The sequence below is a fragment of the Carboxydothermus ferrireducens DSM 11255 genome, assembly GCF_000427565.1.
In the GTDB taxonomy this organism is placed as follows: domain Bacteria; phylum Bacillota; class Z-2901; order Carboxydothermales; family Carboxydothermaceae; genus Carboxydothermus; species Carboxydothermus hydrogenoformans.
In genome coordinates this window covers 18,144-28,632 of record NZ_ATYG01000028.1, presented here as the reverse complement: position 1 = coordinate 28,632, position 10,489 = coordinate 18,144, and the positions used below count along the sequence as shown (strand labels likewise).

The 10,489-nt window shown below is 42.7% G+C and carries 14 protein-coding genes; 2 read left to right on the top strand and 12 right to left on the bottom strand.

Going from position 1 to position 10,489, the window contains the following annotated elements; translation table 11 throughout:
- Positions 1 to 327, top strand: a 327-nt coding sequence (locus tag CARFE_RS0110595) for an alpha/beta-type small acid-soluble spore protein (protein WP_245570786.1), incomplete at its 5' end; no start/stop codon positions are given.
- Here CARFE_RS0110595 and surE read toward each other — a convergent pair.
- From surE to queD, 7 genes are read right to left on the bottom strand one after another with little or no spacing between them, the layout of a single operon-like run.
- Positions 301 to 1,095, bottom strand: coding sequence for a 5'/3'-nucleotidase SurE (surE, locus tag CARFE_RS0110590; RefSeq protein ID WP_011343880.1), 795 nt, complete (start codon positions 1,093 to 1,095; stop codon positions 301 to 303). The genes CARFE_RS0110595 and surE overlap by 27 nt on opposite strands.
- Positions 1,096 to 1,104: 9 nt before the next feature.
- Positions 1,105 to 1,281 carry a YpmA family protein gene (locus CARFE_RS15990; RefSeq protein WP_075866294.1) on the bottom strand — a complete coding sequence of 59 codons (177 nt, stop codon included), beginning with the start codon at positions 1,279 to 1,281 and terminating at the stop codon, positions 1,105 to 1,107.
- Positions 1,282 to 1,310: 29 nt separating this feature from the next.
- Positions 1,311 to 1,889 (bottom strand): GTP cyclohydrolase I FolE, encoded by a 579-nt coding sequence (folE, locus tag CARFE_RS0110580; RefSeq protein WP_011343878.1) that lies wholly within the window; start codon positions 1,887 to 1,889, stop codon positions 1,311 to 1,313.
- An 18-nt stretch (positions 1,890 to 1,907) separates the two neighbouring features.
- Positions 1,908 to 2,624, bottom strand: a complete 717-nt coding sequence (locus CARFE_RS0110575) for a 7-carboxy-7-deazaguanine synthase QueE (protein ID WP_028052742.1) — start codon at positions 2,622 to 2,624, stop codon at positions 1,908 to 1,910.
- A 27-nt stretch (positions 2,625 to 2,651) separates the two neighbouring features.
- Positions 2,652 to 3,212 (bottom strand): DUF366 family protein, encoded by a 561-nt coding sequence (locus tag CARFE_RS0110570; RefSeq protein ID WP_245570785.1) that lies wholly within the window; start codon positions 3,210 to 3,212, stop codon positions 2,652 to 2,654.
- Positions 3,209 to 3,856 (bottom strand): 7-cyano-7-deazaguanine synthase QueC, encoded by a 648-nt coding sequence (gene queC, locus CARFE_RS0110565; protein WP_028052740.1) that lies wholly within the window; start codon positions 3,854 to 3,856, stop codon positions 3,209 to 3,211. Before queC ends, CARFE_RS0110570 begins: the two co-directional genes overlap by 4 nt.
- Positions 3,857 to 3,860: 4 nt before the next feature.
- Positions 3,861 to 4,223 carry a 6-carboxytetrahydropterin synthase QueD gene (queD, locus tag CARFE_RS0110560; RefSeq protein ID WP_028052739.1) on the bottom strand — a complete coding sequence of 121 codons (363 nt, stop codon included), beginning with the start codon at positions 4,221 to 4,223 and terminating at the stop codon, positions 3,861 to 3,863.
- A gap of 150 nt (positions 4,224 to 4,373) precedes the next feature.
- Between queD and CARFE_RS15700 the strand changes: the two genes are divergently transcribed.
- On the top strand, positions 4,374 to 5,303 hold the full coding sequence (locus CARFE_RS15700; RefSeq protein WP_051250282.1) for a GGDEF domain-containing protein: 930 nt from the start codon (positions 4,374 to 4,376) through the stop codon (positions 5,301 to 5,303).
- Here the strand turns inward: CARFE_RS15700 and CARFE_RS0110550 are convergent.
- Genes CARFE_RS0110550 through CARFE_RS14980 form a run of 5 tightly spaced genes read right to left on the bottom strand, consistent with a single transcriptional unit; the run spans position 5,292 to position 10,484 of the window.
- On the bottom strand, positions 5,292 to 5,945 hold the full coding sequence (locus CARFE_RS0110550; RefSeq protein WP_011343871.1) for a P-loop NTPase family protein: 654 nt from the start codon (positions 5,943 to 5,945) through the stop codon (positions 5,292 to 5,294). The two genes, CARFE_RS15700 and CARFE_RS0110550, sit on opposite strands and share 12 nt — an antisense overlap.
- Complete coding sequence (locus CARFE_RS0110545) at positions 5,942 to 6,205, bottom strand: hypothetical protein (RefSeq protein ID WP_011343870.1); 264 nt, start codon at positions 6,203 to 6,205, stop codon at positions 5,942 to 5,944. The genes CARFE_RS0110550 and CARFE_RS0110545 overlap by 4 nt, the downstream gene beginning before the upstream one ends.
- A 4-nt stretch (positions 6,206 to 6,209) precedes the next feature.
- Complete coding sequence (locus CARFE_RS0110540) at positions 6,210 to 7,643, bottom strand: AAA family ATPase (protein WP_034542048.1); 1,434 nt, start codon at positions 7,641 to 7,643, stop codon at positions 6,210 to 6,212.
- Positions 7,630 to 8,628 carry a metallophosphoesterase family protein gene (locus CARFE_RS0110535; protein WP_028052737.1) on the bottom strand — a complete coding sequence of 333 codons (999 nt, stop codon included), beginning with the start codon at positions 8,626 to 8,628 and terminating at the stop codon, positions 7,630 to 7,632. The genes CARFE_RS0110540 and CARFE_RS0110535 overlap by 14 nt, the downstream gene beginning before the upstream one ends.
- 5 nt (positions 8,629 to 8,633) lie before the next feature.
- On the bottom strand, positions 8,634 to 10,484 hold the full coding sequence (locus tag CARFE_RS14980; protein WP_034542046.1) for an ATP-binding protein: 1,851 nt from the start codon (positions 10,482 to 10,484) through the stop codon (positions 8,634 to 8,636).
- Between the last annotated feature and the right edge of the window lie 5 nt (positions 10,485 to 10,489).

Here is a 10,489-nt window from a genome sequence, read left to right as displayed (position 1 = left end):
AAAAAAAATAACACCGTTACCACCATTTTGCGAAAATATTTACCGTCTCCGTCAGCAATAATAAAAATAAAAAGAAGGGGTGAAACACAGATGGCAAAATTTACTCCTGAGGGAACTCTTCTCCCCGCCGACGTCGCCGATGCCCTTAAGTACGAAATCGCCGCGGAGCTGGGAATCACGGGAAAAATTGATACGGCTAACGATTACTGGGGCAACGTTGCAAGCCGCGACTGCGGCCGGGTCGGCGGTAAAATTGGGGGTAACATGGTAAAACTGATGATTAAAAGAGCCGAAGAGACTTTAGCCCGTGGCCAAAGCCCCTTCTAACGCTTTTACCCAGGTTTTAAGCTCGTTCAAGTAATGGTAATTGGTCAGGTCAAAATGAACGGGAGTAATGGAAATTTCTTTGCGCGCCAGGGCCGCGGTGTCGGTGTCCTGGCCATTTTCGTAATTTACAGCTTCCCCGGACATCCAGTAATAAGAAAGCCCCCGGGGGTCCTTTCTTTCTTCAAAAACATTGATATACTTTCTCACTCCAAGCCGGGTAATGGCTATCCCTTTAATTTCTTCCAGAGGTACATTGGGAATGTTAATATTTAAGATAGTGTCCCGGGGCCAGGGATGTTCTAAAATCCGGGGTAACAGGCGGGCAAAAATCTCCGCAGCCCTCAAATATTCCTCATCTTCGAAGGCAAAAGAACCCATGGAAATAGCTATGGCCGGTATGCCGTTAATCATGGCTTCAATGGCCGCCGAAACCGTCCCGGAATAAAGCACATCGGTACCGAGGTTGGGACCGGAGTTAATCCCCGATAAAACTAAATCCGGCGGTTTATCGAGAAGCGCTTCCACGGCCAGCTTAACACAATCCGCCGGGGTACCATCCACCGAGACACCCCGCACCTTGCTGTTTTTAAAAGTAATGTCAAAAGCCCGAAGCGGCCGGTGTACGGTAATCCCGTGGCCGGTAGCACTTTTTTCCCGGTCCGGAGCCACCACCGTTAGCTCATATTTCCCTTCTTTTTCCAATACCTGCCTTAAAGCTTTAATCCCCGGGGCATAAATCCCGTCATCATTGGTTAATAAAATCCGCACCCTTCCCACCTACTCTACTTCGTAAATGGACATTACCATCTCGCCGTTTTTTTTGTTTAAACCAAACATCACTTTTTTATCCTTTAAATGTTTATTTAAAAAATCCACCACCAAATACATTTCATCCCAGGGTGTAAAATGTTTCTGGGCTATGAGTTCCAGCTTTCCTTCCTTTTTCTCGCTCACTAAACTCACCTCTTTCTTATTATATCGTATTAATCCCTTAAGGGTGATTGATGACCAATTAACGCCATTGCTTCCGCCCGGGTGGCAACCGAAGTAGCAAAAATACCCCGCACCGCGGAAGTAATGGTCTTGGAACCCGGTTTTTTGACCCCCCGCATGGTCATACACATGTGCTCCGCTTCAATAACCACCAAAACTCCCCGCGGATTGAGCTTCTCCATGATAGCATCGGCAATTTGGCTGGTAAGCCTTTCCTGAAGCTGCGGTCTTTTGGCAAAACCTTCCACTACTCTTGCCAATTTGGAAAGACCGGTTACCTTTCCCTTGCGCGGGATATAGGCTACATGGGCTTTACCATAAAACGGTAGCAAGTGATGCTCGCACATGGAATACAGGGGAATGTCTTTAACCAGAACCATCTCTTCGTGTTCTTCGGTAAAATACCGTTCCAAGTGTTCTGATGGGTCCTGGGACAGTCCCGCAAAAACTTCTTCATACATCCGGGCAACTCTTTTCGGAGTATCCTTAAGCCCTTCCCGGTCCGGATCTTCTCCGATAGCTTCCAAAATCATCCGCACGGCAATTTCAATTTTTTCTTTATCAACCATGAAAACGCCTCCAATACCTTATTTTAGCTGCAGAAGTTTATGAACCTGCGGAATTATCCGAACATCCCACAGCTTTTTTAAAGCCATTTTTTGCTTTTGGAAAAGAAAATCAAGAGAATAATTTATTGGCATTACCGGTTGCAAAATTAAGGGTATTTTAGAATTTACCAAAGCAATTTCGTTTATAGCCCCGTTAAACTCCAAATCTTGAACTTCAGGAGAGATAACCATTTTTACATAAACTTTTTTGCGGGCAGCTATTTGCAAAAACTCCCGATGAAGGGCAAAACAGTCTTCATCAATAAAAGGCTTTAACTTAAAATCCTGGCTTATTATGTCTACAGAATTTAAAACCTCGTTTAATTTATCCGGCAAAGTCCCATTAGTTTCTAAAAGGACCTCTCCGGGATAAGACAATTTTGGCAAAAATTCTTTTAAAAAGGAAGCATGAAGGAGAGGTTCTCCTCCGGTTAGGGCAAGCTGTGGATAGTAGGTAAAATCGTAATTTTCTCGCAAAATTTCCACCAATTTTTCCGGAGTTACCGGATTTAAAAATTCTAAAAGAGAACCGTCTTCTTTCGTTACCGTAAACCTTTCCTTTTTTTCCCTGGCATCTTCGGTGTCACAATAACTGCAGTTTAAATTACAGCCGGAAAAGCGAATAAAGAGGGTGGAAACACCGGCATACAAACCTTCTCCCTGGAGTGATGGAAAGATTTCTACAATATTTGCCATAAAAGAAAAAACACCTCGATTTCAGGATTAAAAAACTCCTCTTACCTTAGCCTTTGCCAAATTTATCGCTTCCATTTCCATGCCATAGCGCTGAACAATTAAGCGCCCAAGATATTCAACCCTGCTTTCCAGTCCTAAATCCGCAAGACCAATTGCCGCCACCGGTGCATTATCGCTTTTTACGTTTATGCCGGTATGAATTAAAGTCGAAACCAGGGACTTGGTAGCAATCGATACGGAAAGTTTCCGGTCGTCAATATAAAGATCATCGCCCATCCGGACAATTGGTTTATCGATTAAAGCTTCCAGAGTTTCTTTAATGATGGTCACTAAAAGCCGCTGTCTTAAAACCGCTTTTTCCAAATCCAGGTCAAAATGTTCAACGAGAAAATGAAGCATGTCTTCACTGTAAATAAAAGCGTTTTCCTTTTTATCCTCTAAATCCACCAGATGGTCCGAAACTTCGGCCCTGCCGCGAAAGGCAATTATCGCATCGCCAATTAAACCAAAATTTTCATAAATAAAGTGGGGTCTAAGCTGTGAACCATCGTAATCAATTTTTTGGTCGATAAAGCGAGCAAACATCATACTCCTCCCCGCGCCCGTTTTAGCCTTAAACAGCTTTCACATACCCCGCACATTTCGTCTCCGCCGTAATAACAACTCCAGATTAAGTCCAGAGGAGCCCCCAGTTCAACCCCCAGGCGATAAATCTCGGATTTTTCTAAATTTTGGGTAAAGCTGACCACTTGAACGTGATTTAAGGTGCTGTATTTTAAAGCGTGATTAACAGCATCCACAAACTCCCGCGAGTTATCACTAAAAGTTTTTGCTTCTTCCGCATTAAATCCCGTAATTATGTATTTTGCTCCCAGACTTTCGGCATAGGCGGCGGCGATATTAATAAAAAGACCATTTCTATTGGGAACCCAAACTTTTTCCATTGAGGTTTTGACGGCAGCAGCACTTTCCAAATCTATATCGGTAGGTATTTCTTGATCTTCAGCCACCAGAGAGGTTTTGGTAATCTTCTTTAAAAACGGTAGTTCAATTACTTCCTGGGGAATACCGTAATAATCCAAAATTTTTTTACTATGTTCGATTTCCTTCCGGGAAGCTTTTTGCCCGTAATTAAAGGTCAGGCCCAGCACCACCTGAAAATTTCTTACTCCATAAGCAAGGGAAACCGTAGAATCAAGACCCGCCGAAAGTAACACAATTGCTTTTTCCATATCATCACTCCATATAGGTAGCAGCGTTATTGGGAGATTCCCAAACTTTAACAGCACATAATTTTATTTCAGGATAGACAATAAGTTTTGCTTTTAGCTCTTTAAAAATATACCGGGCAATATTTTCGGCAGTTGGATTAACCTGCAAAACGTCATTTAAAAGCTTATGATCCAGGCGAGAAGTTATATCTTTTAAATAATCTTTAATCATCCCAAAATCAATTAAAAGTCCCAAATCATTGGTTGTCTGCCCTTCCACTTCTGCTTCAACCCGCCAGGTATGGCCATGTAAATTGGCACATTTTCCGTCATAATCTTTTAAAAAATGAGCTGCGTCAAAAGTTGTAGAAACGGATATTTTAAACACTAAGTTTCTACCTCCGTAAATATTTTTTGCAATTTTCTTGGGGTCTATAGCGGAATTTGTTGGAATTTTTTGCCATAACGTTAGCAGGGATTTTTGGAAATTTATTGAATTAAGTTTTTGGTATTTTAGTTTAAGGTTCAGGTGAAAAAGATGGAGCAAAATTTAATCAAAGGGCTGATTTTGCTTTTATTATTAATCTTTAATGTAAACTCCCCGGTTCTTATTTTGCTGCTATTGACGTTATCCGGCTTAATTTTTCTCTATAATTCTCATCTAAACAGGTATTTAAGTAAGCCAATGGTGGTGGCAGCGACCTACTTTTTAAGTAGCCTTTATTTTACCTTCAACTGGAACGATTTTGCCTCTTACCCTTTAATTTTTCTTTTAAACCTATCTTTAAAAAGTGTCCTCTTTTTCCCGGCTATTTTCACCGGGATGCTACTTTCTACTATTTTTTATCACACCCCTTTTGATTTGACAAGTATTTTTAAACCATTCTTAACAATAGCCTTAACGGAAGTATTAATTAATGTAAATTTAAAGGAAAAAAACAGCCAAAGGGAAAACTATTCTGCAGAAGAAGTAAGGGAGCTTTTAAACCTTTCCTATACCGACAACCTCACAGGCTTATACAACCGGCATTTTTTAGAAAATGAAGCAAAAATAATTGACCGGCAAACAAGCCAGTCAAATTTTGAATACGCAATCTTAATGGCCGACATTGATTTTTTTAAGCAGTATAACGACTCTTTAGGTCACTTAGCAGGAGATGAAGCACTAAAAAAAATTGCCGGTATAATCAAAAACTCTGTTAGAAAACAGGATAAAGTCTTTCGTTTTGGGGGAGAAGAGTTTCTTATCCTTTTACCGGAAACCTCTCCCGAAAAAGCACGGCAAATAGCCGAAAGAATCCGGAGCTCCGTGGCTCGCGACCTGGAACTTTCCCTTACCGTAAGTATTGGCATCGGACACTTCCCGCAAAATGGGAAATCTTTCCGGGAAGTATTAAAAGCTGCCGACAGTGCGCTTTACCAGGCAAAAAATAAAGGGAGAAATACCGTTTGTCTCCTAAAGGTTTAACTCCCTTACTTCCGAAACCCCTTCTTTTAACTCCACTAAAAACGCTTTATCGGCAATTCCCGCCAGGTTTTGATTGTGCGTAACCATTATTACCTGCCGGTTAAAATGGCGGGATGTTTCTTTTAAAAACAGGGCAAGAGAACCGACAAACTCTTCCGATACGTGTTTTCCCGGTTCATCTAAAAGCAGGGGACCTTTAATTTTTGGTTCAACAGCATTTAATAAAAATATTCTTAAAGCTAAGGACAGGATGTCCACCACTCCGCCGCCCCGGGCATCTTCCGGGCGGTTTTTTACTTTTAAGCTACCGTAATCGGATACCACAAAAAACTCGGCGGTATTGGCTCCGGCCCGCTCGGAAAGTTCTATTTCCAGGCTTATTTCCGGGCCAAAGACGTACTGCAGAGTACTTGTAGCAATATCTTCCAGATATTTTTTCGCCTGTTCCCGGGCGTATTGCCCGGCCACCAGTAAGAGATAACGGGTTTTTTCGAGTTTATCCCGCTCCGCGGTAAGCTCTTTTAATTTCTCTTCTTTTTCCAAAAGCTCTTTTTCTATTTGCTCCTTTTGGCCCTTCCGAATAAGATAATACTGTTCTAATTGATTTAACGCTTCCTCTAACTGTAAAAGTTTTTCTCTCATTTGGCCTTCGCCTCTAACTTTTCAATTAAGTCCCAGGGAATTTCCCGCTCCATTTCAGCAATTTGCCGGGTCAGCTCTTCTTCCAGACGCTTGATTTCTTCCTCCAATTTGTCCGGCTCAACCCCGAGTTCTTCAATTTGCCGCAAGAGTTCTTTTTCCTGTTCCTGAACGTGCATTAAAAGGGCTTCCGCCCGGTTTTTATGGTTTAAGGCTGTGTCTATTCCCTTTTTTAATTGATTGAGCTTTTCTTCAAAATTCATCGCACTACCCCCCAAAGATTATCTTTTGCACGGTTATTTCATCCAGAGGTGTATTACAGGTCGGGCAGCGTCCGGCCTGCAGGAGCGCCTCTCTATACTGATCTTGCAGGCTAACTACCTCCTGCTTAATTCTCTCAAGTTCCCTTTCCTGCTCTTTTTTCCTCCGGTGTATCCCCGAAAGGTTATGAAAGAGAACCGTTAACTGTTCATACCTTTTTAATTTTTCTTCAAGATTTTTTAAAGTTTGGGCCAATTCCGGTATTTTCCGGTATTTGTAAATAATTCCCGCGTAATAAGTTTTATGCTTGCCAAGTTTCTGTAACTCCTGGTATTTACCAAGTAACTCCTGCTGTTTTTTGCAGTCGGGCAATATCTCCTGGTATTTCCTGGCGGTAACTTCCACCGGAGTTAAGATACTGATTATATACAGAAGCTTTCTCTTCTGTTCGCTAATCTTTTGCCGTTTTTCCGCCAATTGCTGTAAAGTTTTTAGCTTAAAGTAAGTATCCATAGCTTCCTCTAAATACTCTTTCGCCCTGGGCAGCGTTAAGGTATGGTTGAGAATTTCCAGAGCTTCTCTTTTCTTTTGTAGAATTCCAGTATAACTTTCCTTTAACTTTAAAAGTTCCTGATAACGTTTATACAAAGCTTCAATTTCCCTAAATTTTTCTACCGAGACCACCCCAAGTTTTTTTACTATATCTTTATTTTCGTGAATTTTCTGCCTTACCTGCTCCAGATTTTCCCGAAGGGCGGTTAAGTTATTCAAGCGTTCAATAACACTTTTGGCAATAAATTTTCTGGTCTTTAAGTTATTTAATCTTGCGGAAAGGTGCGACAAATCCGAAAACTCCTCAAGTTTTTCTTTTAATGCGGCAATTTCGGTATTTTTATAACGTATCTCTTCATCGATGTTCCGGATATCCCGGGATACGTTTTTCGCCGCGTAATCCAAAAGATGCACCCCTTGAAACTGCCCGATAGCTTTGGCCTTACGTGTGGCCGATTCGAAAAGTAAAAAAGGCGGTTCTAACTGGGTACTTAAATTCAAAGCTACTTCCCAATCTTTATCCAGGCGGATTTTTTGCACTCCCAAAACTTCGCTAATTTCCGGTGGTACCTCCTGACCAAACTTTTCGAAAACTACCGGTGCTTCCCCGGGTTTTATTAAAACATAGCGGTTTTTCCGGTCGCTCCTTTCCCGGGAAACAATTAAGCCGTTAGAAAAATGGGCGGTAACCCTTGCTTCCCTTTCTCCTACCCGGATAAACTCGCTCCCTTTGGGCTCGTTGTAAAAAAGCCAGCGAAGCGCCCGGATTACCGCCGTTTTCCCGCGGTCCGATTCTCCTACGATGACATTTAAGCCCGGTGCAAAATTAAATTCCGAATACTTATGGGACTGAAAATTTACCAGAATTAATTTTTCAAGGTACATCATCGTCTACCTCCTCCCGGGCCATTTCTATTTCCGCTTGAGCTATTCTTTTTAACGCTTCTTCCCGGACTTCTTCCGGTAGCTGTTCTTTTTGGGCAATTTCCCGCAGGATATTTTCCAGCTTTAAACTGCGGAAATCCCCGCCTGTCCGTACTTCGCTGATTATCCGGGCTAACCGTTCTTCCCGTAACTTCATTTCCGTAGCCTTTTCAATATTTAAGACCTGCTCCCCGGGTAGTGCTGTTTTTAAGGGCAAAAACTTAGTAGTAATACCGTCTTTCCCAGCTTCAATTAAGACCATTTGCGGCCAACGGTTTACTTCCGCCGGCAGTACCGTGGTTCTAACTAAAGCTCCGGGATTTATAAATTTTTTATTGTTAACGACGATTTCGTTAAAACCAAGGTGAGCATGACCCGTTAAGGTTAAATCAGCTTCGGTCTCTTTAATATCATCAATTAAGGTATACGCCACCGTCTGGAAAAAAGGCCGATCCAGGAGCATACCGTGGACAATGTGAATGGCAAGGTCCGCTTCTTTATTTTTTACCAGGTAGCCCTCCCGTCCCCGTTCGGTATCGAGGTCAAAGTGATAACCCTGGCCGGTAAGCTGCAAGCGTACTCCGTCTTTTTTAAAGAACACTTTTTCTCCCGGTTCTAAAATTTTCAAAAGCCCTACCTGACCCAGCAAGCCCAGCATGGTGCGGTTTAAAGTTTGAGGGTTTTGGCCAAAAAGGTCGTGGTTGCCGGGAACAATATAAAACGGTTTCCCCAGTGCTTTTAAAAATCTTACCACATCACCGACAACGTTTACCGCAGGATTGGGAATTTCAAACAAATCCCCACCGTGCAAAACGGCCTCCACCTGAAGGTCCTGGGCCGCCTGTACCACTTCCTCCATTTTTTTTCTTAAAGTTTGGGGAAAATCATCCATCCGGTTTTGGGGCGAATTCCCGCGAAAATGGGTATCGGTTATATATAAAAAACGCATTTTCTCTACTCCTTTAAAACATACTCGAAACCAAAGGGACCGTGATCAATTTTTAATAAAATCCCCTGTTCCACCTGGTCATTTAAAAAAGCGATAATTTCATCATAACTGATTTCCCGCCCTAACTCATCGCCAATATACGGCAACAGGGCGTTTAGCGAAGTGGTTCTAAGGGGGAGAAATTTTTTTAAAGTTGCCAGTAATTTTTCCGAAGCTACTGATGTCTTTTCAACTAACTCATCAAAAGGATTCTCCGTATACGGGCTCTTGGTGTGAGCGGCTCGAATTTTTACCGGTACGGTTCGCCCGATCCAAGCGGAGCTTATATAAGCTAAACCCGATGGCAGGTAGGGAAGTTTGGCTGCCTCTTCCCCGGTAATATCCGTTTCTTCCCGAATGGTGCTGATATCGGTGGCCCGGACGGTGCGGAAAATAAACTTGGTGGATAGCTGGGCGGTAATAGTTTCATCCAAAAGGGCCGGCCGCTGGGTGGCTAACGTCAGGAATACCCCGTATTTTCGTCCTTCCTGGGCAATTTCCCGCAATATTCTCCGGGTAGGCGTTTCTTTCTCTCCCTTAGGGGCAAAGTTATGCGCTTCATCGGTTACGATAAAAAACGGGGGAAAATATTCGCCGGTTTCCCCGAAAGTGCGTAAATCCACGTAATTTCGCCGGGCATAGTACAGCTTTCTTAAAAGATAGGCAGAATAAATCTTAAGTAAGCTCAAATTTCCCCGGATAACTACCGTTTTTCGCTGAAGTAAAGCTTCCTGGGCAATTGCTACCGATTTGGCAAAAAGATTTTTGGCTCTTAAACTTTCAAAGCGCCAGAGAATACCTTTTAAACTCTGGTACTGGTTTACCCGGTAGCCGTATTTCTCATAAATTTCCCGGACAAACAGGTGTCTTTTTAAAGCTTCTCCTTCCAAATAATCGGGTACGGGCCCTTTATATAATTTTTCATTTTCCAAAGCTTCCAGTAATGCTTTGATTTTTTCCCCAAAGGTAACCTCACTATCTTTTCCCGGTTCAAATAAAGCTTCCACGGCACTTTCCATCGACTCGCTAATGCTGCTTATGGCATTTAAAAGGCTCACCAGTTCCGGAGTGGTAAGCTCCGAAAATCTAATCCCCACTTCGTCCCCAATTTTTAATGAAAGATATCTATCCCGGTAATCCCGGGCAATTTCTTTGGGGATTCCCGGATAGGGTTCGGAAAACTCCATCTCGCCGTGGGGATCAAAAACGAGGCACGGAATTTTCTTGGCCATTAATTCTTCCAAAAGTACCCTTAGTCCAAACGACTTACCCGAGCCTGAACCCCCAAAAATTCCTATATGTGGGTAATCAGCCATAGAACGGTAGTCAAAAATAAAGGGAACACCTTTTCCCATTACCGGCCCTGTATTTTCAAGAAGACAGTACAAGTTAGAATATTCCGGCGGTAAAGGTCCCAGCGCTTCGCTTCCCGCAATCTCCCCTAAGATCAGCCCTTTATCCGGTGTTTGGCGTACTAACAGGTCCGAAACTTCGGGAAAAGTCGGAACCCGGGCCGGGGAACCCACTTTTACCGGAAGTGCCGCCGTATCCAGGAGGCGAACATAAGCAATATTAACTTCTTCATCGGCAAGATTAAAACCAAGCCTGGTTAAGCTATCAAAAACTTTTTGGTCAAGGACCGTTCCTTTCTCAAAGGACAGGGGAAGATAGCGGTTTATAGCTTTAGCTTCAATGACTACCCCCCGTAATTTTCCCAAATCCGGGTCTTCGATTACTAAAATTTCATTAACATAAAACTTCTTTTTTTCCGACGCAAGATAAACAAACTGCTGGGTGCTAACACCAACAACCCGCACCTTTG